The sequence below is a fragment of the Bradyrhizobium sp. LA6.8 genome (assembly GCF_040547935.1).
In the GTDB taxonomy this organism is placed as follows: Bacteria; Pseudomonadota; Alphaproteobacteria; order Rhizobiales; family Xanthobacteraceae; genus Bradyrhizobium; species Bradyrhizobium barranii.
This window is the reverse complement of record NZ_JBEPQQ010000017.1, coordinates 16,080-37,009: the sequence shown is the minus strand read 5'-3', so window position 1 is coordinate 37,009 and position 20,930 is coordinate 16,080. Positions and strand designations below refer to the sequence as shown.

General features: G+C 59.9%; 21 protein-coding genes. 11 read left to right on the top strand and 10 right to left on the bottom strand.

Annotated features, from left to right (window positions below; translation table 11 throughout):
• The first annotated feature begins 816 nt into the window (after positions 1-816).
• Positions 817-2,064 carry a tyrosine-type recombinase/integrase gene (locus tag ABIA90_RS44070; RefSeq protein ID WP_354122161.1) on the top strand — a complete coding sequence of 416 codons (1,248 nt, stop codon included), beginning with the start codon at positions 817-819 and terminating at the stop codon, positions 2,062-2,064.
• A 964-nt stretch (positions 2,065-3,028) separates the two neighbouring features.
• Here the strand turns inward: ABIA90_RS44070 and ABIA90_RS44065 are convergent.
• From ABIA90_RS44065 to ABIA90_RS44025, 9 genes are all read right to left on the bottom strand, one after another.
• Positions 3,029-3,883, bottom strand: a complete 855-nt coding sequence (locus tag ABIA90_RS44065; RefSeq protein WP_247303162.1) for a carbohydrate ABC transporter permease — start codon at positions 3,881-3,883, stop codon at positions 3,029-3,031.
• A 1-nt stretch (position 3,884) separates the two neighbouring features.
• Entirely contained in the window at positions 3,885-4,829 is a 945-nt protein-coding gene (locus ABIA90_RS44060; RefSeq protein ID WP_247303161.1) for a carbohydrate ABC transporter permease, read from the bottom strand.
• Positions 4,826-5,854, bottom strand: a complete 1,029-nt coding sequence (locus ABIA90_RS44055; protein WP_354122160.1) for an ABC transporter ATP-binding protein — start codon at positions 5,852-5,854, stop codon at positions 4,826-4,828. Before ABIA90_RS44055 ends, ABIA90_RS44060 begins: the two co-directional genes overlap by 4 nt.
• A gap of 114 nt (positions 5,855-5,968) precedes the next feature.
• The gene (locus ABIA90_RS44050) at positions 5,969-7,309 is read right to left on the bottom strand and encodes an extracellular solute-binding protein (RefSeq protein ID WP_247303157.1); all 1,341 of its coding nucleotides are present in this window, start codon (positions 7,307-7,309) and stop codon (positions 5,969-5,971) included.
• 1,032 nt (positions 7,310-8,341) lie between these two features.
• Positions 8,342-9,265, bottom strand: coding sequence for a complex I NDUFA9 subunit family protein (locus ABIA90_RS44045; protein WP_247303155.1), 924 nt, complete (start codon positions 9,263-9,265; stop codon positions 8,342-8,344).
• 61 nt (positions 9,266-9,326) lie between these two features.
• On the bottom strand, positions 9,327-10,079 hold the full coding sequence (locus tag ABIA90_RS44040) for a cupin domain-containing protein (RefSeq protein WP_354122159.1): 753 nt from the start codon (positions 10,077-10,079) through the stop codon (positions 9,327-9,329).
• Between the two features lie 119 nt (positions 10,080-10,198).
• A complete protein-coding gene (locus ABIA90_RS44035; RefSeq protein ID WP_247303151.1) occupies positions 10,199-10,915 on the bottom strand; it encodes a CapA family protein in 717 nt (238 codons plus the stop codon).
• 114 nt (positions 10,916-11,029) lie between these two features.
• A complete protein-coding gene (locus ABIA90_RS44030) occupies positions 11,030-11,506 on the bottom strand; it encodes an MBL fold metallo-hydrolase (protein ID WP_354122158.1) in 477 nt (158 codons plus the stop codon).
• The gene (locus ABIA90_RS44025) at positions 11,503-12,027 is read right to left on the bottom strand and encodes an MBL fold metallo-hydrolase (RefSeq protein ID WP_354122157.1); all 525 of its coding nucleotides are present in this window, start codon (positions 12,025-12,027) and stop codon (positions 11,503-11,505) included. Before ABIA90_RS44025 ends, ABIA90_RS44030 begins: the two co-directional genes overlap by 4 nt.
• A gap of 294 nt (positions 12,028-12,321) precedes the next feature.
• On the opposite strand from ABIA90_RS44025, the gene ABIA90_RS44020 reads away from it, so the two are divergent.
• From ABIA90_RS44020 to ABIA90_RS43975, 10 genes are all read left to right on the top strand, one after another.
• Positions 12,322-12,771 carry a YbhB/YbcL family Raf kinase inhibitor-like protein gene (locus ABIA90_RS44020; RefSeq protein ID WP_247303147.1) on the top strand — a complete coding sequence of 150 codons (450 nt, stop codon included), beginning with the start codon at positions 12,322-12,324 and terminating at the stop codon, positions 12,769-12,771.
• A gap of 406 nt (positions 12,772-13,177) precedes the next feature.
• The gene (gene pdhA / locus ABIA90_RS44015) at positions 13,178-14,278 is read left to right on the top strand and encodes a pyruvate dehydrogenase (acetyl-transferring) E1 component subunit alpha (RefSeq protein ID WP_247303145.1); all 1,101 of its coding nucleotides are present in this window, start codon (positions 13,178-13,180) and stop codon (positions 14,276-14,278) included.
• The gene (locus tag ABIA90_RS44010) at positions 14,271-15,251 is read left to right on the top strand and encodes an alpha-ketoacid dehydrogenase subunit beta (protein ID WP_247303173.1); all 981 of its coding nucleotides are present in this window, start codon (positions 14,271-14,273) and stop codon (positions 15,249-15,251) included. Before pdhA ends, ABIA90_RS44010 begins: the two co-directional genes overlap by 8 nt.
• A gap of 20 nt (positions 15,252-15,271) precedes the next feature.
• Positions 15,272-16,372 (top strand): dihydrolipoamide acetyltransferase family protein, encoded by a 1,101-nt coding sequence (locus ABIA90_RS44005; protein ID WP_354122156.1) that lies wholly within the window; start codon positions 15,272-15,274, stop codon positions 16,370-16,372.
• A gap of 43 nt (positions 16,373-16,415) precedes the next feature.
• Entirely contained in the window at positions 16,416-16,580 is a 165-nt protein-coding gene (locus ABIA90_RS44000) for a hypothetical protein (protein ID WP_247303140.1), read from the top strand.
• Between the two features lie 341 nt (positions 16,581-16,921).
• Positions 16,922-17,056: a hypothetical protein gene (locus tag ABIA90_RS43995; RefSeq protein ID WP_256468602.1), complete on the top strand. Its 135-nt coding sequence runs from the start codon at positions 16,922-16,924 to the stop codon at positions 17,054-17,056.
• Positions 17,057-17,359: 303 nt separating this feature from the next.
• Positions 17,360-17,752 (top strand): hypothetical protein, encoded by a 393-nt coding sequence (locus tag ABIA90_RS43990; RefSeq protein WP_247303139.1) that lies wholly within the window; start codon positions 17,360-17,362, stop codon positions 17,750-17,752.
• Positions 17,739-18,854 carry a DUF1254 domain-containing protein gene (locus ABIA90_RS43985; protein WP_247303137.1) on the top strand — a complete coding sequence of 372 codons (1,116 nt, stop codon included), beginning with the start codon at positions 17,739-17,741 and terminating at the stop codon, positions 18,852-18,854. Before ABIA90_RS43990 ends, ABIA90_RS43985 begins: the two co-directional genes overlap by 14 nt.
• 35 nt (positions 18,855-18,889) lie before the next feature.
• The gene (locus tag ABIA90_RS43980) at positions 18,890-20,260 is read left to right on the top strand and encodes a DUF1254 domain-containing protein (RefSeq protein WP_502916692.1); all 1,371 of its coding nucleotides are present in this window, start codon (positions 18,890-18,892) and stop codon (positions 20,258-20,260) included.
• Positions 20,184-20,366, top strand: a complete 183-nt coding sequence (locus ABIA90_RS43975) for a DUF1214 domain-containing protein (RefSeq protein WP_354122154.1) — start codon at positions 20,184-20,186, stop codon at positions 20,364-20,366. The genes ABIA90_RS43980 and ABIA90_RS43975 overlap by 77 nt, the downstream gene beginning before the upstream one ends.
• Positions 20,367-20,703: 337 nt before the next feature.
• Here the strand turns inward: ABIA90_RS43975 and ABIA90_RS43970 are convergent, their stop codons facing one another.
• On the bottom strand, positions 20,704-20,904 hold the full coding sequence (locus ABIA90_RS43970) for a DUF6494 family protein (RefSeq protein ID WP_212491321.1): 201 nt from the start codon (positions 20,902-20,904) through the stop codon (positions 20,704-20,706).
• Positions 20,905-20,930: the final 26 nt, after the last annotated feature.

Genomic DNA, 20,930 nt, shown 5'->3' with positions numbered 1-20,930 from the left:
TTGCGTTGCCGCCGCTGGCCCGCTCCCGGGGCAGAGTTTAGGCCAGCGGCGCAAGAGCCCAGCACGTCCGTTTCTTGTTTCTCTGAATGCTAGTGAGAGAAGCTGACGGGAAACTGACGACCGGCGCGGTGGAGTGACGCAGGCGCGGATTGGGGGGCGCTGAATTGGGAGGGCATATAGCGCCGGTGAGAATTGTTCGCAGCATTGATTTCTTAAAACTGCAACACATGGGGTCCCTCCAAGGCCGTAGGTGCTGATATGCCGAAGGGGGAGTGCAAGATCGCAGGCTTGCTAGCAGGAGAGGGAATCGAATCCCCGACCCAATCAATCCGGTTCTGGCCTTTAGCAGGCGATTCTTGCGGCGAAGCGTATAACAGATTGTCCGCTTTGCTCGCTCCAGCATCCCATTCTACGACGAGCATGAAATTGACCTAGCCCACAGGATCCGCGCGCTCTATCGGTGAAGGTACAGAAACAAAGGAAAAGCCGAACAGCAATCTCGCCACGCCGGCCCTCACAAAACCGTCGCACGAAATCCGGCTTGTTCTGTCGGAGAAAATAAAAAAGCCCCTTCGGGCCAATCTCTTAAGGATGGTGGGCGCACCAGGGCTCGAACCTGGGACCCGCTGATTAAGAGTTTAAGATCATCCCTTCCCTGCAGTTTCGATTGCACGCCGCGTTACGATGAGTATTCGAGAAGCCCTTTGTTTATAGATGTTTCTCGCATAGTTTCGCGCTCCGTCGAACTCAAACCTCCAAATAGCTCGATCCGCCAACACCGTTTGAAAACCGTTTTGGCGGCCCTGGACTCTCGTCATGACCGATATTCGAATTTCTCTCACCGGGCGGGCTTCATCCATTAGGGTTTCCATTGGCAACGCCAGCGAGATGTCAACCCGAGCTGCGCGCGCCATTGCCAAGGAATATTTGGCTCAGATTAGCCGGGGGCGGCATCCGAAGGACGAGAAGCAAGCCGAAGGGACGAATCCCGCTCCGGCGATGGAGATTGGGGGGACAGTCGCAAGGATCACCCTCAGGCAGGCCTGGCAGCGGTATCTCGAGGCACATCTGATGCGCAAGAGCCGCAGTGAAAAGACCATCAGCGGCTATCGCGACCACGTCGAGCGAATCTTTGCGGATTGGCTCGACACCGCCCTGCATGAGCTCGCAACAGACCCGGCTCGGGTGGCCAGGAAGCACGACGAAATCACAAGAGAGAATGGGCCGTACATGGCCAACGGCAGCATGCGAACTCTGCGGGCCATCTATAATCATGCACGGAAGACGAACAGGTCGTTGCCGTCAGATAACCCGGCCGATGCGGTCGACTGGAATGAAGAGGAGCGCCGCAACACCGGGATGGGCTCCGCCGACCTGAAGGGCTGGTTCGCGCAACTCGCCGCCCTCGACAACCCCGTGCGGAGAGAGTTCCACCTCTTTACTCTCCTTTGCGGTTCTCGGCCCACTGCGCTCCAGGAAGCTAAACCGGAACACATCGATTTTCGGCGGCGGGCGCTGCACATTCCCAAACCGAAGGGCGGCAAAAAGAAAGCCTTCGATATCCCGTTGTCACGTCAGATGATCATTTGCCTCGTCCGCGCGATCCGGTTCAGCAGGCAAATGTATCCTGTGCAGGCACAAGAGTGGGTGTTTCCGGCCGACAGCACCTCGGGGCATTTGGCGGAAACAAAAGAGGACCGGGAAATGCTATCGAAGTGGGGTAACGACCTCCGCCAAACCTTCCGTACGATTGCGACTGCAGCCGGTGTCTCGGAAGTTGACGCCAAGCTCCTGATGAACCATGCCATTCCCGGTGTAAACGCAGGCTACATTACGCGGCACAAGCTTCTCGAAGATCATCTACGCAGCCAGCAGCAGGCGATCAGCAATGCCGTATTTGCTGCGTTGGGCCCATCGATGACCCAGAGGGCCTCGTTGCAGGATTGGCTCGGAAGAGGTGGTAGCCGACGAGCAACTCAACGGGCGGCTTGCGACAGAAAGCAAGGTGTAGTCTGGCCGGTTGTTCAAATTGAACAAGGATCATTCCGGAACTCGGTGCGTTGACGGTCCGACGCTTTTATGCGGGACACATGAATCGCTCCAATCCATCATGGGCCAATTTGAGCTAGCTGTCCCCGGGCTCAATTTGAGCGCCGGAAGGATGGCGACCAGCAGGCCGCTCCAACCAAACAAGGGCCATTCTAGGTAACTCCAAGCGGTCTCGGCACATGCTCCATGTCGGCGCAATCGAGGAAATGCGGAACGCCTGCGGCCAGATCGCGCGCCCCGCGAGACATCCGGCGGCGCCGTCGCCATAGGCGTGGCTGAGCGAACGCTCGAAATCGTCGGCTTCGACGCCCGCCGACAGCATGCCCCGTGGACGCGGCACGGTGAAGTTCCGCCTGGGTCAAGGATTCGAATCGGGGACGGGATTTGAACCTGTGACGTTCAGGTCGTCAGTTGGCGACTAGATACTTGAGGCCGCGGAATGTCGGCCGGCCAAGAACTGAGCGTCAACGAGACGTGGATCTGGTGGGCGGAGACCGACCCATTCCAACATCAGCATTAGATACAAACCAGCTCCGTTCGCCACGTCGAACGAGACCAACGTCTCGCAGTTGCCCGCATGCGCTCGTCAATCCGCTCGGGTCGAGCCCATCCATCATGGGGCCATCGAGAATTTCCAGCGCAAGTCTTTCATTTCATTGATCTATTTTTCCTCCACTCGATCCTTTATGGGATTGGACCGATTGAAGAATTTCGCGCGACCAGGCTTCTGCACATTGGTTTCTCTAAGATCATATCCGACCAGATTGGAAGCGAAAATCGCGCTTTTGCATTCTCAGTGCACACGCGTGGCGCCTACGGCGAATACCCAATTGCCACCGATCACAACGCGTTCGTTGACCGACGCCGCGCCCTGCCGGCGAGCAGCCGCAACACTGCCCGGCATACCGGGACTTTTGCAACACGATCTGCCATGAGCTGACATGGTATCTATGGCGAAGAGCATATTTGGTTTCGCGCGTTACTTGATCGCGCCCATGGTGAAGCCAGCTACGAAACGAGCGACGAAGAAATTGTAGATGACGGCAATTGGCACGCTCGCGATCAGGCAGGCTGCCATCATCGAGCCCCAGAAATAGACGTCGCCCCGCACAAGAAAGGTCGGCACTCCGACGCTCACCGTATAGCTCGACGACGCGGTGATAAACGTGACGCCATAGACAAATTCCTGCGTCACCAGAGTGAAGGCGAAAATGACCGCCGTCAGTATCCCGGCCACCGAAATCGGCATCACCACCTTGATGAATGCGCCGAAGCGGCTCAGCCCGTCGATCATGGCTGCGTCCTCGAGATCGCGCGGGATCGCCTTGAAGAAGCCCATCAGAAGCCAGGTACAGAACGGCACGGTGAAGCTCGGATAGACGAGAATGAGCGACCACACCGAATCCTGCAATCCCACTATCGCGATGATGCGCGAGAACGGGATGAACAGGATCGTCGGCGGTACCAGATAAGTAAGGAATATCGTGACGCCCAGAGTTTGCGCCCATGCGCCGGCCATGCGAGCGAGCGCGTAGCCTGCCGGGACCGCGAGCACGAGCGTGATGATCACGACGGCCACTCCGACGAAGCCGGTATTTAATAACCATTGCAGGTATTGGGTGTCCTCGAACAGCACCGAAAGATGTCGCAGCGTCGGCGGGCTGTTGAAGACGAAAGGATTGTTTTCGGTGTTGTACAAATCCTGGTTGGCTTTGAAAGCGGTGATCACCATCCAGTAAAACGGAAAGGCGAGGAACGTCACGAAGAACACGAGGACGGCGGTGTGAACGGCCGTGCCGGCAACATTTCGCGCGCGGGCAAATTCAGGGGTCATGTCACGTCACCTCGGTGCGCCGCGCTAACCACAGGAACAGGATTGCAACGCCGGCCAGGACGGGGAAGAGGAAGAGAGAGATGGCGGCTCCTCCCGCGAGGTCCCCCCCCTGAATTCCGGTAAAATAGGCCCAGCTAGCGATAACCTGTGTGGTGTCGTAGGGACCGCCGCGCGTCAGAACGAATACCACAATCATGTCGGTGAACGTGAAGATGATGCCGAACAACAACGCCACCAGGGTGATCGGCACGATCAGCGGCATCGTGATCTGGAAATGGTGACGCCAGAACCCGGCACCATCAACCTCCGCCGCGTCATGGATATCCTGCGGGATCGACGATAGCCCGGCGAGGACGATGACGGTCGCCAGCGGCAGGATGCGCCATACGTTGACGATGATGATCGATGCCCTTGCCAGAGTTGGCTGGCCAAGCCAGATCGGCCATTCGTTGGGCCCGAGCAGGCCGGCCGCGCGGGCCGTCCAGTTGACGACGCTGTAGATCGAATCGAAGATCCATAGCCAACCGATGCTGCCGAGCGAGATCGGCGCCACCCACGGCAGCAGGATCAACAGCCGAACCAACCATCTGCCTCGGAAATCAACAACAAGCGCCGTCGCCAGAATGTTGGCGCACACGAGGACGATAAACTGGGAAACGACCGTGATGACAATCGTATTCTGCAACGAAAGCCAGAATGTGCCGCTGTCCATTATGCGTAGGAAATTTTCCAGCCCGACAAAGTGAACGTCGTGGCTGGCGACCGTTGCGCTCGACACGCTGTAGTAGAGCGAGAGCAAGAAGGGAAAGCCGACCAGAAGGCCGATGTAGAGGATTGCCGGCGCAAGCATGGCCCGCAACAGCCAGCGATCGTTGTCGGCAATACGGGACAGGAAGCAATCCCTTCCGCGGATCTCGCCGGCTGCCCGTGTGATCACTGACGTCATGCCGCGCCTCCGTCGACACGCCGGCCACTCGTGCGCTCGAAGCGGGCGATGTCCTGGCGCCGCACCGTGAAGTCGTAGACCCCGCCGGCGTCAATATGTGTGCGAATGTTGGTCGGGATCTTCGAGATCAAGCGCGCCTCGGGCGTTCGGCCATCGATCAGGCCGTAGACCAAGCGATCGGCACCGAGATACTCGATGCGGGTGATGCGAAACGGAAAATCGATATTGTCGCCGTCCGGTTCAACCTCCTTCGGCAGGAACGCTTCCGGCCGGAATCCGATCCAGATCTTGCCGTCCTCGATCAGGTTCATCGGCGGCGAACCAATGAAAGTGGCGGCAAAGATGTCCGCCGGCAAGCCATAGATCTCGTGCGGCGTGCCGATCTGGTGGACACGACCCTGGTTAAGAACTGCGATGCGGTCCCCCAGGCCCATCGCCTCGGCCTGATCGTGGGTAACGTAGATGGTGGTGGTGCCGAGGCTACGCTGAAACTGCTTCAGTTCGTCCCGCGCGGAGTTGCGCAACTTGGCATCGAGATTCGATAAAGGCTCGTCGAGAAGAAAGACCACCGGTTCACGCACCACCGCCCGCGCAAGCGCGACGCGCTGGCGCTCTCCGCCTGACAACTGACGTGGCTTTCGGTCGAGGAAGTCCCCAATACCGAATATCTGCGCTGCCCAGGCGACCTTCTTGCGGATCGCCTCTCTTGGCATGCCGGCTGCGCGCAGCGGAAACGAAATGTTCTTTTCGACCGTAAGGTGCGGATAGAGCGCGTAGCTTTGAAACACCATAGCGACGTTTCGTGCGCGCGGCGGTAGGGCGGTCACGATGTTTCCGTCAATCACGATATCGCCCGAAGTCGGCCGCTCAAGGCCGGCAATCAGGCGCATCAACGTCGTCTTTCCGCAGCCCGAAGGACCAAGCAGGACCAGGAACTCTCCTTCCCTGGCGATCAGGTCAATGCCGTCGACAGCGCGAACCTCGTCGAAAAGCTTGATGATACGTCGTGTTTCGACAATGGCCATGCGCAGTCCCGATTGCCTCACTCCGCGAAGCCGTTCACCGGAACGGCTTCGGCGCCAGGCATGATCCGAGGGGCACGGAATTCCGTGCCCCAACGGCAATGCGTGGCGAGACGATCAGATCATCTTCCGATCTTTCCACTTCGCCCAGATCGCCTTCATCTTGGCATCGGCGCGCTTGAGAGCGTCTTCCGGAGTTTCCGCGCCCGCGGCGGCCTCGGCGAACATCGTGTTGATCACCCAGGTATTGAAGGTCTCGTCGATCGCGGCATTGGAGTTGCCGGGATAGCCGACGTTGGTCGCCCAATCGAGCACGTCCGAAAGCACCGCGTACTTGTCCGGCGGCACCGCCTTGGAATCCTTGGCGATGAGCTGGGTCAGGTCGGGGACAGTGTTCGAGAAGCAGGGGAAGTTGTAAAATTCGCTGGCCATGAAGCCCTGTTTGAAGTTGTCGATGTAATCGACCAGGAAAGTCTTTGCGCCGTCGATGTTTTCGGAAAACTTCCAGGTCACATAGCAGTTCATCACGTGCTCGAGACCGATCTGCCGAACCGGGCCTTTCGGCGGCTTGGCGAGCGCGATCTTTTCGTGGATCGGCATCTTGTCGTTTTCGCCCGCGCGCGTGATCGAAATCGCGTTGAGCACGAGGGACGACCTGCCAGCGAGCATCTGCCGGTTGTTCGACGATGGATCCCAGGCGAACACCTCTGGCGTCTCAGTCTCCTGGAACAGAGCTTTGACGAATTTGAGCGCTTCGAGGGTTTCTTTGGAATTGATAGCGAGAGTGCCGACGGCGTCCTGCTCGTGCGCGCCGAACGAATACATGATCGCACGCATGGCCATCGCGGTGTCGAGTTCGGCGGAGAGGCCGATACCGACCGGAATGCCGGTCTTGTCTTTGATCTTCTTGCCGCCGACGCGGACGTTATCCCAGGTGTCTGGCTTCATGCCGATGTCGCCCCAGAGATCCGATCGATAGTTGACGGGATCGGGGACGAAGCTGTCGGAGAAAGCGAAGTATTTCTGGGTCTTCGGATTATAGGTACTCTTGACCGCCAGATCGATCGGCTTGCCGAGCTGCTTCTCGCATGCGGCATAGACGTCGCTCATGTCCACAACCTGTTCCTCGTAGACCGATGGCGGCGCAAGGAACATCACCAGGTCATGGCCCTTCTGCGCCGAGACTTCCGCGGCTGCGCGCGAAGGGATCAGGCCGAGGTTGATGTTGTCGACGATGACCTCGGTGCCGTTCTTGGCGCCCCATTCCTTGGTGTAGGTGTTGTTGAACCACTTGTCGTAGCCGGGGACGAAGTGACTCCATTGCAGTATCTTCAGTGTCTTGGCGGCGCGAGCCGGCGAAACGTGGAAGAATGGTCCGGCGGCTGCGGCTGCACCCACAGCTGTCTTGATGACGTCGCGGCGCGACAGGCCGTAGCGACGAGATGCACGGGATGACATCTTTCCCTCCCATTGCTTGATCGTTCAGCGGGAGGTTATGTGCCGGTCAACCGCAGAGACGAGCTCCCGCTGACATTAGCTGGCAATAATTATCCCACAGGCAGGAAATGTTGACAACGCAGCAACGGTGCTCTCATCCAAGAAGAACTCTGTTGCCGGACTGCAGGCCCGGCTAGTCGCACATGATCCTCGGACCGTGGTGGCGCGCTTGATGTTCGCGCCGGCGCCCGGGTCCGTGCCGCGTCGCAATCTTGCCAAAGGATGGATATCGTCAGAAGCGAACCTAATCCTGCGCAACCGAATCCTAGAATTGTTTAGATATTTCAACATCATATAGCTGGAAATTCCTGTTCGGAGCGCCGTTCCAGACGCGGCTTCAAGGGCGCCTCTGGCCGGACCAGTCGAGGGCTTCCGCGGGGAGACGGTGGATCGCCTCCAACCCAACGCGGGCGCCGCCGGCGACAGATCGGCCCGCGCGGGCTCTACCAGCCTTTAGCTGCGCATGGCGGCGCGGAAGCCGACGAAGCTCAACGCGCCCGCCACGGTGACGGCAATCCAGCTCGCCCAGAACGGCACATCGACGCCATTCAAGGTGACGGATCACCCCATCACAATCCGGATCAACTGCAGAAGCGCGATCAGGGCAAAGATGGCGGCGGCAAGCGTGCAAAAGGTTCTTATGGTCATTGCCCGTCTCCGATGGCACACGAGGACGTGCTCGTCCCCAGCGCAGCCAAAATGGGGAGGGGCCGGCGCGGCGGCCACTCCCCTTGTGCAAGGAAGCGGCTTAACAGAGCCATTCTCGATGTGTTGCACAATCGCCGTTTCGCGACGCCGCGAGTCGGGATCACTTCCGCCTTTGTGCAGAGGCTGGAGACATGCCGGCTCATCTGCTCATCAGGGATCAACGGAAGTGGCCGGCCTGGGCTCAAAACGGCGCATTTGATCCCTCTCGGACATCCAGTGGCTGAGTGCGGGCGGATGTCGCGCTGAACCGTCAGCCGTTGAAACGGATTAACCGAGCAGCCTCCTTCACCCGCAATTCGACAACATCTTTTGGAGTATCGCCTCGACCGACTGCGGCGAAATCCCAAGTTCAGCAAATCCAGGCAACTCCGGCGATGACACGGTGTCGATTTGCATCAGTTCCACTTGATTGCGCGTGAGGAGCGGGCTTGGGAACATTTCGGAGACCCACGCAAGTGCATTCCAGGCGGCAAACGGGATTGGAACCAGTCGGGGCACAAGTCCAGCCTGGCGCGCAACGGCTCCAAGAAACTCCTCGTAAGAGTAGACGCGCGGGCCACCGAACTCGAAGATTGTTGAAGGCATCTCCGCTTGCCGCATGACCCGGCCAATTGCCTCCGCAACATCCTCCACATGGGCCGGCTGCAATCTGGTCAGGCCGCGGCCGAACATCGGATAGATCGGAAGTCGGAGGAGGAGCCCAAGGATGGTCGTGAGGAACGCATCGTCTGGTCCGAACATTACTGCCGGGCGGACGAAAAGTGCATCGCCGAAGGCGGACCGGACCGCCAGTTCACCCTCGCCGCGCTTTCGGATGTAGCGCGATCGTGAGCCGGCATCGGCGCCAATTCCTGAAATGTGAATGAGCCGATCGACACCGGCACGACGAGCTTGAGCCGCGACCCGTTGCGCAGCCTCGACGTGAACGGAATGAAAAGTCTCCTGTCCGCGCTCGGCGTAAAGGCTAACCGCGTTTACAACGCCACAGGCGGCGGCAAGCGCATCCGCGACTGACCGCTCGTCGTGAACGTTGGCCCACACTGATTGAAGCTGCGGATCATCGGGACCAAACAGTCTGTGCGCCCGGTCCGGATGCCTTGACGCGGCCCGAACAGGAAATCCGTGAGAGCGCAGATGCCGAACGATGCGGCAGCCGAGAAAACCGGTTCCGCCGAACACGGTGACGGTGCGATCGTTCGTTGCCACCATGATTCAAATTCGCCAATTCATGCGAACGGCCGTCCGGATGCTTTGGGCGGCCCGCCGTCAACTATTGTTTCTTTTCCGGTCCGCCCGGAAGCACGGCTGCCACACCTTCCGGATTGATGTTGAAGGCCAAAAATACCAACGGCTCGTTGCCCGGGTTTCCCCATCGGTGCACGAGCGCGTACGGTTCATAGATCAGGGAACCTGGTCCCCTTGCTTCCGTCTTGCCGTCGATCGTGTTCGCTCCGGTGCCGGATATAATATAGTACAGAGCCGCTCCTGAGCGATGGTGCGGCGGGTTGGAGGGCATCTGCGCCGGAAATGTAACTCGCGTGAGATTGAGATCATACCCCCCTGGCTGCAGGTCGGGGATTGGAGTCGCGGTCCGATATAGCTCTGTCACGGCAGCAGGTGCCGTCTCGACAGGCCGACCCAAGTCCACAGCGGGAGCAAGGAAAAAATGGAGGAAAGTAGATGGCTCTCCGCCGCCCGCCGTCAGCGCCGCGGTTTTTCCACCAGCGATGAATAGCCCCTCGCCGGCGTTGAGCGTTTTAGCCTCGCCATCGAGCGCGACCTCGGTCGATCCTGATAGCTGGTAGAGGATGCCGTCGGCCGCCGAGACGCCGCACTTCTCGTCCGCTTGAAGGGTGATGCTCACCGCTTTGAAATGCAGCGGCACGTCCGTGACGGTCGGCAGTTTGGTTGCAGCGACCACGGTTCGTGTAATTGCCGGTGGAGCGGGCGCGGTTTGTGCGGTCCCGGAGACGGGAAGCGCCATCGCGCCGAGCAACAGTAGTCCGGTTGTCCTGAACTGCATGACTGCCTCCAGGTTCAGCGGGTAATCGGAGCACCATACGCTCTCGCAGTACCTCTTGGAATGGCTGGCCGCTTCGAGCGGCTACCGCGCCATTCCAGCCGGCGATCCTCGTATCGGCTCTAGAGAGGTTCTCCGAGTCTAGGATAGCTGCCCGGCCTCCTGAGTGCCATGACCTGGTTGGCGACCTGCAACGCGCTCACCTCGCATAGGTCAGGCAGCAAGTTGACGCCTGGAGCGTCGGGCGTCGCAGCCCACCCGAACGGGATGCCGCTCGATGTCGATCCGAACGAGAAGATCAGAAGCCTTGCTTTGGCAAGGTTCAGCACTGCGGGTGCGCGCGCTTCGTGATCGTTGCGTCCTGCGCCCGTCGCTTTGACGTTGAGTTTCTGCAGAACGGTCAGCGTCTCCAGCAGGCCGGCGCGGCCCCAATCGAGCACATGGTTGTGGGCCAATACACAGCAGTCGATCCCGGCAGCCACGAGACATTCTGCATTCTCGGGGCTCACGCGGTAATTGATGCCCTTGTTCGCCCGGTCATTGCTGCGGGTCACAGCCGTTTCGAGATTGATGATCCGCGCGTCCGGCTGCATGCGCTCCAATTGGTCCAGTGCGGCGCCCCAAACGTAGGACGCCCCGTTGCGCCGCGAAATGGGCCCGTTCGCCTGCTCGGCGAGCAGCACGTAAGTCTCCGCCGTTCGCACGTGGCGTTCGTAGATCTCGGAGCTGCAGGGATGCGCCAGCACCTGGTCGATGCCGCGGCCGCACATGACATCTCCACATGGAAAGAGCCGCACCGATTTCCGATGCCCAGCCGTCAGATGTCGTTCCTCGGCCATCAATTACCGCCTGGTGCGATGGATTTGACATTCGCTACCTTGGCTCAGCGAGCAGTCATGGCGAACGTCAAATCCAAACCGCACTAGAAGTGATATTGGACACTAGTCTTCGCGTCAGGCGTGAGATCCTCTGAACGCCGTCATCACCTCGGCCAGCATCCGCACCTCGTCTCCCGCATAGCGCGGAGAGAAGTGAAACGGCTCGACGCGGCGCACATTGGCTTGCCGCGCAATTTCTCCTGCAGCCATGGTTGTAAGATGGGCCCGGTTCCTCGCCAATGCGACGTCGGCCTCCGCAAATGCCGCCTCGATGAAGAGAATGTCCGCATTCTGAACGAGCGCTGTGATGGCGGCACGATTGGCCGGCGTGTCGGCAACATCGGTAACATAGGCAATTTTCTGGCCGGCAGTGACCGTCAAGAGATCACGCAGGCTGCCAAGCGGGACAAGACGATCGTCCGAGGTCGCCGATCCGTCGATACGGATCAAATGATCGTCCGCGCGACGCTCGACAACGGCCTGCTTGAGCGAGCGCAACCACGGACCAACGGGAAGCCCATGCTCCGACAATCGGTTCTTCCAGATGTTCACATGCGCCGCCTCGCGCAGCGCAAAAGCAAGGCAGGGCGTGCCGTGTTCGAGGATCGCGGCTGACACGGTTCGTCGCTGAGGACGCCGGCAAGGGTTTGGCGTGAGACTAACGGCTCCGCGGCAAAGGCCCGCCTCAGCCGGAACCGCGTGGTAGACATGGAATTCTGCGTTTCGAGTTCGCTCACAGCGAAAACGAGATCGCAAGGATAGTTTTCGACCAGATTCCACCGATAGGCCTGAAGTTTGTGAAAGACGCGCTCGGCGAAGCCGGCCGGGCCGTAAAGCTGTACTGTTTTCTCGTGTCCCACGAGCAAACGGAGCAGATGATCAAAGCCAACGAAATGGTCGATATGCGCATGCGAGACGAAGAGTTGGTCGACGCGTTGTATCTTCCGCGCTGACAGTGAGGCGATTTCTCCGACATCGAACAGCAGACTGTGCTTTTCGAACAGCGTCTCCACATAGACCGTCGGGTCTCCGCAGCGACCGTTGACAAGGCTCGGATTGAAGATGGGGCGCATAGCAGTCTATTCTGCAGCGGGTTTTTGCGCATTTCGGGCGTCACTCTGCCTCCACTGCCCAAGGATACCCTTTTACACCGGGTTGAGTTTGGGCATGCCCGACGAACTTCCGATTTGAGCAGACATTACTGATTCCGCACTGGGCAAAATCGAGCTATACCGCCGCGATCCGCTCGCGGGCGATGTCGTCTGCGAACCTCATCCTCAGCGCAGCCGATCTAGTGAGGTCGAGCCCGTCTCTGAGGAACTCGTCAAGCCCGAGCCAATGTCTCCTGCAGCCCGATGGAGAGAGCCATGAAGCTCGTTTCAAGCGCGCTCGCTGACGGAGCAGCAGTTCCACGGCGCTTCACCTGCGATGGAGAAAACCTCTCGCCACCTTTGCAATGGTCGGACGCGCCGGGGGGAACGCGGAGTTTTGTCCTGCTCTGCGACGATCCCGATGCACCTGCCGGCACATGGCACCACTGGGCGGCCTACGATCTTCCGCCAACAGTCACGGAACTTGCTGTCGGTGCCGCGCAGAACAAGAACATCAAGCAGGCGGTCAACGATTTTCGCAAAATGGGGTATGGCGGCCCGTGTCCGCCCCATGGCCATGGACCTCACCACTACCACTTCCGGCTGCTCGCGCTCTCGACCGACCATCTTTCGGCAAAGACCAATGCGTCCTGCCCTGAGGTCGAGCGAGAGGCACGCAAGTACGCCATCGCGGAGGCGACCCTCGTTGGTAGGTATGAGAGATAGTACCGGGAGAAGTGCCGCTCACCCGTGCGTGAAGTCACCGGGTTTCAATCCGAGCGCTTTGACAGCGGCTGCGGGAAGCGTCCCCAACGCTTCGACGCTCTCATTCGGGGCCATGATTGCTGCGACAATTGCTTCGGCCTTGGCAGGATCTCCCTCGGCCACGAAATAGACCGAGCGAAGGGCTGTGCCGCCACCTCGCGGTTCAGTTGTTACCAGGACAACCTGACCATTCGCCATGGTTTGATGTACCACCGTGGCAGTGCCGCTTCCATGTCGCATGGAGCCCCATAACCGCAATGCGGCAGTGCCCCCTGCGCGCCGAAGCGACTCGCCACGGTATTGCAACGTCGCGGCACCAGCACCAAGTGAGCTGTGGGGGGGGCGAAATCGCTCCCGGAGCGAGACCGTGGCCAGCAAAAGGGTGGCAAACGAAGGGCTCCCGGTGATCGCGCACTTCGAGGTGCGCCGCCGCAATTACCTTGCGTCAGACGGCTCTATAGACCGGCCGCTCCCTGCGTTCGCCACCGATGCCAAGCTGCTCGTCGGGCTTTATCGGGCCATGGTGCTCCTGCGGCTTTTTGACAGAAAGGCTGTCGCATTGCAGCGTACCGGCCGGCTCGGGACCTATGCGGTTTCGCTCGGGCAGGAGGCGGTGTCGGTCGGCATCGCCAGTGCAATGCGGGAAGAAGACGTGCTGTTGCCCTCCTATCGCGACAATGGCGCGCTTATCTGGCGTGGCGTCAAACTGGAGGAGATATTGCTGTTTTGGGGCGGGGACGAACGGGGCAATCGCTTCTCCGGACCGGTCCACGATTTCCCGTTCTGCATTCCCGTCGGATCACAGGCACCGCATGCTGCAGGCGTCGCCTATGCGTTCAAGCTGCGGAGGGAACCGCGTGTCGCCGTTTGTATGTTCGGCGACGGCGCCACCTCGAAAGGCGATGTTTACGAAGCGATGAATTTTGCCGGTGTGCACAAATTGCCGGTCGTGTTCGTCGCCACCAACAACCAGTGGGCTATTTCGGTGCCGTTGCGACTGCAGACTGGTTGCGAAACGCTGGCGCAGAAGGCCATCGCCGCCGGGTTCGCTGGCGAGCAGATCGATGGGTGTGACGCGGTGGCGGTGCGTGCCGCGGCTGAGGAGGCCATTACCGCAGCCCGCGACGGCAAAGGCCCCCGCTTCATCGAGGCGGTCACCTATCGGCTCGGCGATCATACAACTTCCGATGATGCATCACGCTATCGCTCGGCCGACGAAGTACGAGCTCATTGGAAGGAAGAACCGATAGCGCGCTTGAGGACCCATCTTGTTGGCCAAAAAATGTGGACCAAAGCGGACGAGGAGCAGCTTGCCGCCGAGTGCTATGAGCGCATCGAAGCGGCGGTCGAACGCTATCTGACAATTGAGCCGCGTCGACCCGAAACCATCTTCGATCACCTGTATGCCGATCTGCCCGAGGCCTATGCCGTGCAACGCCGGGAACTCGCGGGAGAGAACGATGCCTGAGGTAACCTTGGTCGAAGCCGTCAATCTGGCGCTTGCCCGCGCGATGGAGGATGATCCGGGTGTGCTCGTTCTTGGCGAAGATGTCGGCGTCGATGGAGGCGTTTTCCGCGCGACCGTGGGCTTGCAAAAGCGCTTTGGATCGGAGCGCGTCCTCGATACGCCGCTTGCCGAACTCCTCATCAGCGGGCTCTGCGTCGGCATGGCGGTGCAGGGGCTAAAACCAATCGGCGAGATCCAGTTCATGGGATTTCTTTATCCCTGCTTCGACCAACTCGTGAACCACGCATCCCGCATGCGCAATCGCACCCAGGGACGGCTCACCTGTCCCATGGTCCTGCGCACTCCGCATGGGGCCGGCATTCGCGCGCCCGAGCATCATTCGGAAAGCACGGAGGCGATGCTCGCCCATATTCCTGGCTTGCGCGTCGTGATGCCTTCCTCGCCGGAACGTGCCTACGGACTTCTGCTCGCAGCGATCCGGAATCCCGATCCAGTGGTGTTTCTGGAGCCAACCCGCCTTTACCGCGCGGCGAAAGGCGAGGTGGAAGACAATGGCGAAGCCTTGCCGCTGGATCTCGCCTTTGTCCTGCGGGAGGGGCGCGACATCACGCTGATCAGTTGGGGCGCCACGCTGAGGGAAACCATGGCGGCTGCCGATGCACTCTCGGCCGAGGGCATCGCCGCCGAGGTCATCGATCTCGCCACGCTCAAGCCCTATGATGAAGATACCCTGCTTGGTTCGGTCGCAAAGACCGGGCGTTGCGTCATCGTGCACGAGGCGGCACGCACCGGGGGATTCGGAGCCGAGATCGCAGCACTTATCGCGGAGCGCGGCCTGTCCTTTCTGCTTGCGCCCGTGACCCGCGTCACCGGCTACGATACGGTCGTCCCAATGGCACGCCTCGAGCAACACTACATGCCTTCGGTCGAACGTATCGTGACCGCCGCCCGCAAGGTTTGCCAGTTCAGCTAGATTCCAACGGACTTTGTCCCATGCGCCAGCTCACGTTGCCGGATCTTGGGGAAGGTCTTGAAGAGGCGGAGATCGTCAGTTGGTATGTCAGCGAAGGCGATCACGTCGTCACCGATCAGCTGCTCCTATCCGTCGAGACCGACAAGGCGGTCGTTGAGATACCGTCGCCGTCGAACGGACGCGTCGCGCACCTGTTTGGCACCAAGGGCGATATCGTGAAGGTCGGCATGCCGCTCGTCGAATTTGCCGAGGGCGCCGAACCGGACACCGGCACCGTTGTCGGCGAACTCGGCGGCGGCGAAGCTGCGCAGGCGGTAGGAATCCCTTCTGCGCGCCCCACCGGGCAGGAGCTCAGGGTGTTTCCGGCAGTGCGCGCGCTCGCGAGCAAACTCGGCGTTGCCCTTGACCTCGTCGATGGCACAGGATCCGGCGGCACCATCACGCGGGCCGATGTCGAACGGGCTGCCAAGAGCATGTCCCACAGCGGTCCAGCCGAGCCCCTGCGCGGTATGCGGCGCGTGATGGCGCAACGCATGGCGGCATCTCATGCCGAAATCGCCCCCGCCACTGTCACCGATGACGCCGACATTGACGATTGGCGGCAAGGCGAGGACGTGACGATCCGGCTGGCGCGGGCCATCGCCGCCGCCTGCAAGGCTGAGCCCGCGCTCAATGCCTGGTATAATTCCGCGTCCGGCGAACGGCGTCTGATCGAGCGCGTTGATCTCGGCATCGCCGTCGACACCGAGGGCGGCCTCATCGTTCCCGTGTTGCGCAACGTCGCTGAGCGGAGCGTACCGGATTTGCGGGCAGGACTCGACCGCCTGCGGGCTGACGCGATCGCGCGCTCGATACCCCCGGAGGAGCTACGCGGCGCCACGATTACGCTGTCGAATTTCGGGATGATCGGGGGGCGGTTTGCGAATCTGATCATCGTGCCGCCGCAAACGGCAATCGTAGGCGCTGGCCGGATCTCCCAACGGGTGGTCGCGCATCGGGGCCAGCCTGCGGTGAGGCGCACCCTGCCGTTGTCGCTCACCTTCGACCATCGCGTCGTGACGGGCGGCGAAGCCGCACGCTTCTTGGTCGCGCTCAAGTCAGATCTTGAGCGGATTTCGTGAACCAGCAGTTCGACGCGAATCGTGGACCGATTGGAGCACGATCATGAGGACCTTGTTGCAGCTCGTGCTTTCCATTGTTGCCGTCGCGCAGGAAGCGACCGCGCAGGACGTAGAATGTGTCCGCGAGCGCGCCGCCATGGTCGAAACCATCCGGGTTCTCGATGCCATCGACGCCCGCTTCGCCGCCGACCAAACCAAGCGAGCATAAGAGCGGGAGTAGACTCGGGGACACTGGCCAAACGCCGGTGACCAAGACGCGTGGGGCGGCGGAAGCACAACGCGAATTGCGCGTGGACAGTACCCACAGCCGGGTGCTGTTCATATCTAGCCCTTAGTCGAACCAGGCGAAAAGCTGGAAGCCGCAGTGAACAAGCCCCCGTCGTGGTGACGACCCTAGCACGGCAACGGTAATGGCGTGCGTGGCAGTGCCGGTGTTCGGCGATGTAAGCCGGAGCGAACCGTCTATCCTAAGTTCGGTGCCGTCTCCGAGTAGTGGCCTGATTTGATCTAGCTCAATGAACCATTCCCTGCCCTCCGGGACCTTGTGGCATGACGAAGCCCGAGGAACAGAGCGAGGCAAAGGAGCCCAAGCCCTCCCGGTTGGAGGAGGCGCGGCGGATCATTGAAGAGTACGCCAACGACCTGCGGGAGATCATCCGGAAGCTACGTCGCAAGATGAATTAAGGCAGACTCAGTTGGCGGCTCCAATGTCACACTGTTAGCCTCAGTTTGCGGCCTCTCTCATTTTACGATGTCGCTTTCTGGCCGGCCCTTCGGCGAAGTGGCGGCACGACTCGTTGAAGTCCGTTCAATGGGGCATAGCGGACTGGATTTGCTCACGTTAAGTTCTTCGCATTTTGACCCTCAGCGGACCTTTCGCCGTCGTTGGCGCGTGCGTTGAGCGCTCTGCCGGAAACACATAGCGCCGGATACAACCTCGGATTATATTCTCTCGAACTGCCCTAGCCGCATATAGGGAGGTCACCCATGCCCACACGTCGCGATACCCTTTCGCTCCTTCCTGCGGGTCTTCTGATGGCGGGAGGTCTGGCCAGCGCAAGCGTAGGCGTCACCGGAGTTGCCTCAGCGAGCGAACGACCGGCCGACATCAAGAGAACGCGAATTGGCGACCTGCGGTATGAAGCGGGATTTCCGACTGCCGAGACGGTCAAGAAGCTGTACGACGAGCTCGACTTCCAACGCGCTGTGCTGGCCTACCAGTACGTGGACCCACTCGTCGCAATGAACGAGTTGAACACGGGGTTGCAGCAGGTCGGCGGGCGCGAGGGGGACTGGTATCTCCTTCAACATTTCCTCGACCACGCATGGTATCGCCCTGACCGGCAACAGCACGACAATCTACGCGATGGGCTTCCTTGATCTCAGGAAAAACGGTCCCATGGTCGTGGAGGTTGCGCCCGGTTCGTATGGCGCCTTTTTTGATTTGTGGCAGCAGACCATCGCTGGCGTCGGCGCGATTGGTGAGGATAAGGGCAAAGGCGGTAAGTTTCTTGTTCTTCCCGTCGGTTTCAACGAAGCGGTCCCCGAGGGCTACTACAGGGTCACTTCGCCGACGTCACTGGCCGCGTATTTTGCCCGTGGTATCGTCCGTAATGGCGATGTTGCAGGAGCAGCAGAGAGCTTGGAGACCACGCGCATCTACCCGCTGTCAGAGCGAAATGACCCGCCGAAAACGACCGTCGTGCTGACCTCGGGCAAGGACTGGAACTCAATTGCACCAGAAGGCTTCAAGTATTGGGAGCGCGTCGCAGAGGTCGCCAACTATGTGAGCGAGAGCGAAGATGGCGCTTTCCTGCTGGCCTTGCTCAAACCGCTCGGCATTGAACCTAGCAAACCCTTCGATCCCGATCCACGGATGAGGCAAATCCTCACTGAGGCCAGTGACGTCGCTTGGGCGATCGACCAAGCAATCAGCATGGCCCCGCGTCTCAAGGACGTCGTCTATTACCCCGGCACGCAATGGGAGTTCGTGCTCATGCTGAACCCCGGCTTGCGAGACAGGTACTGGAGCGACCTTGAGGCGCGGATCAATTACTATTTTCAGGCGACAATGGCATCGCCTGCCATGAAGGAGAAGCACCTCGGTGAGGGTTCGCAATATTTGCGCTCCGCACGTGACAGTAAGGGTGATTGGCTGAACGGCTCCAATCAATATCGGCTGCGCGTCCCCGCCAACATGCCGGTGAAGGAGTTCTGGTCGGTGACGGTGTACGACTTCGAGACGAGGTCGATGGTCCAAATCGACACCGACGTGGCAGCCAAGTCCACCTACGACAAGCTCGCGACCAATGCCGAGGGTTCGATCGATCTGTACTTCGGACCGACGGCGCCCTCAGGCAAGGAAAGCAACTGGATCAAGACACTGCCGGGACGTGGTTGGTGGGTGTGGTTCCGCTTCTATGGCCCGACCGAAGCGTTCTTCGACAAGTCGTGGAGGTTGCCGGATTTCGAGAAGGTCTGACGAAGTAAGCGCACTGAGGATTCGACCTACGGCGAATGAGTGGGAGCAACAACATGAAAAGCACCATCTTGAATACGTTGCACTCCGCCGCCGTCGTGATGACGCTGTGCACGGCGGCCACCATCGCCCCGCAGGCGTCGGCGCAAAACCCGCAGCCGCCAAGCCGTCAAGACTCCGCCGATCAACTTCTTTACCGCCGCGCGTTCGAGGTTGCCTTGTGGGCCATGCCCGCGGCGGACAGCTTTGCCGCCCGGGAAGCAGTGAAGCGAGATTTGCACGGCAAGCCGAATGATGTGGCGATCAACACCAAGCCGCTGAACTCGGATATCCACCTGGTCGCTCTGCAGACCCAGACTCCGTATCTGCAAGGCGCCTTCGATTTGAAGGATGGGCCCATCGTGGTCGAAATCCCCGCTGCTACCAGCGAGTCCCATCTATACGGAACGATCTGTGACGCTTGGCAGCGCCCGCTTGACGGGATTGATGTTGGTAAGGATGGCTGGGACGAGGGAAAGGGCGCCAAATATCTTCTGTTGCCACCCGACTACAAGGAAGATGTGCCCGCCGGATACAAGACCATGCGGAGCCGCACCTACCTGCAGAATTTCCTCATCCGCTCGATCTCGACGGCCGGCTGGGATGCCGCCGTGGAATACGCATACACGATGAAGGTCTATCCCTTGGCGCAGGCGACAAGCCCGGACAAGACGACCTTCCTCGATATGTCGGGCACCGTGTATCGCGCCGCTCCGGTATTCGATGCTGGATACTTCAACCTGGTCGACATGCTCGTGCAGGAAGAGTCTGCGAATGACTACGACAAGACCATGTTTGGGATGGCCGCATATGTCGGCATCGAGAAAGGCAAGCCCTTCAAGCCCGATGCTCACACCGTGCAGATCCTCGAACGCGCGGCGAAGGATGCGCAAGCATACCTGATCCAGATATCGAACGGCGTTGCATTGGTCCCTGCTGAGGGGCAACCCGGCTGGACCCGTTTCAACCTGCACAAGGAGGATATCGCGAAAGGCCGCCTCTACGTCTACGAAAATGCGGATGGGACGATCGACTATCAACGGCGCGCAGCGATTGATTACTGGGCCTATGTCATGCCCGCCGTTCTCGGAAGCGGAACCATGTACAACGCCGCGTTCGTCGACGCGGAGGGCCGTCCAATAGACTCGACCAAGAATTACCGGCTCCGGATGCCGAACGGCTTTCCTGCCCGGAATTTCTGGTCCGTGTTCGCCTATGACGGCCGCACCCGCACCTTCATTCTTCATCGCCAACAGCAAGAAAGGCCGCCAGCTTTCATCCCTCGACAAGCTGGTGAAGAACCCCGACGGGTCCACAGACATTTATATCGGTCCCGCCGCTCCCAAGGGTCTGGAATCGAACTGGATTGAAACCATCCCTGGAATTGATCTTTTCATGGGCCTGCGGACCTATGGTCCTGAGAAGGCCGTATTGGATGGAGCGTACAAAATTCCACGCTTCGAGCTGATGAAATAGGTCGGGGTGACGACCTAAGGTCCGCACATGGCCCCTTTGAGACATGCCAGGGCGGTCTGACGATGTCCGTTGATCGGGGTAGAGCAGAAGTCTCGTTTCGGGGCAGTCAGGACCGTTGTTGACCCGAAGGCGACGTTCGGCCGGCTTGGCTAGGAGCCGACGTCTCGGAGCGTCGCCATCAGAATTACTGCGGCGACGAGGAACTCGAAATGATCGCTTGTTTCAGCCCCTTACGCCCATAGACAAGGAAAGTCGCAACAAGGATCGCTAGGCCGGCGACCGCAATGATAGCCTTCGTGAGGATCAAGGCCATGACTTCCCACAGCCGGGACAATCGTCAGAGCTCGACTGTTTCCTCGACCACATGTTTCAGCGGCGTCCCCTCAGCGGACAGGGTCATTCGCAGTTTGAGCTTGTCACCCTTCACCTCCCCGCTACGCACTAGGTTCTCAATTTCACGCTGCGATGTAACTCCGACATGCTTCAGAAATTTACGGATAGCCATATTGAAGCGGTCTTCATCGAACTCGGCGGTCATGGCTGTTCTCCCTGATCGGGCAGGCA

Coding starts and splice junctions, on each gene's coding strand:
- ABIA90_RS44070 (WP_354122161.1), top strand. CDS start 817: ATGACCGATATTCGAATTTCTCTCACCGGGCGGGCTTCATCCATTAGG.
- ABIA90_RS44065 (WP_247303162.1), bottom strand. CDS start 3,883: ATGACCCCTGAATTTGCCCGCGCGCGAAATGTTGCCGGCACGGCCGTT.
- ABIA90_RS44060 (WP_247303161.1), bottom strand. CDS start 4,829: ATGACGTCAGTGATCACACGGGCAGCCGGCGAGATCCGCGGAAGGGAT.
- ABIA90_RS44055 (WP_354122160.1), bottom strand. CDS start 5,854: ATGGCCATTGTCGAAACACGACGTATCATCAAGCTTTTCGACGAGGTT.
- ABIA90_RS44050 (WP_247303157.1), bottom strand. CDS start 7,309: ATGTCATCCCGTGCATCTCGTCGCTACGGCCTGTCGCGCCGCGACGTC.
- ABIA90_RS44045 (WP_247303155.1), bottom strand. CDS start 9,265: ATGGTGGCAACGAACGATCGCACCGTCACCGTGTTCGGCGGAACCGGT.
- ABIA90_RS44040 (WP_354122159.1), bottom strand. CDS start 10,079: ATGCAGTTCAGGACAACCGGACTACTGTTGCTCGGCGCGATGGCGCTT.
- ABIA90_RS44035 (WP_247303151.1), bottom strand. CDS start 10,915: ATGGCCGAGGAACGACATCTGACGGCTGGGCATCGGAAATCGGTGCGG.
- ABIA90_RS44025 (WP_354122157.1), bottom strand. CDS start 12,027: ATGCGCCCCATCTTCAATCCGAGCCTTGTCAACGGTCGCTGCGGAGAC.
- ABIA90_RS44020 (WP_247303147.1), top strand. CDS start 12,322: ATGAAGCTCGTTTCAAGCGCGCTCGCTGACGGAGCAGCAGTTCCACGG.
- ABIA90_RS44010 (WP_247303173.1), top strand. CDS start 14,271: ATGCCTGAGGTAACCTTGGTCGAAGCCGTCAATCTGGCGCTTGCCCGC.
- ABIA90_RS44005 (WP_354122156.1), top strand. CDS start 15,272: ATGCGCCAGCTCACGTTGCCGGATCTTGGGGAAGGTCTTGAAGAGGCG.
- ABIA90_RS44000 (WP_247303140.1), top strand. CDS start 16,416: ATGAGGACCTTGTTGCAGCTCGTGCTTTCCATTGTTGCCGTCGCGCAG.
- ABIA90_RS43995 (WP_256468602.1), top strand. CDS start 16,922: ATGACGAAGCCCGAGGAACAGAGCGAGGCAAAGGAGCCCAAGCCCTCC.
- ABIA90_RS43990 (WP_247303139.1), top strand. CDS start 17,360: ATGCCCACACGTCGCGATACCCTTTCGCTCCTTCCTGCGGGTCTTCTG.
- ABIA90_RS43985 (WP_247303137.1), top strand. CDS start 17,739: ATGGGCTTCCTTGATCTCAGGAAAAACGGTCCCATGGTCGTGGAGGTT.
- ABIA90_RS43980 (WP_502916692.1), top strand. CDS start 18,890: ATGAGTGGGAGCAACAACATGAAAAGCACCATCTTGAATACGTTGCAC.
- ABIA90_RS43970 (WP_212491321.1), bottom strand. CDS start 20,904: ATGACCGCCGAGTTCGATGAAGACCGCTTCAATATGGCTATCCGTAAA.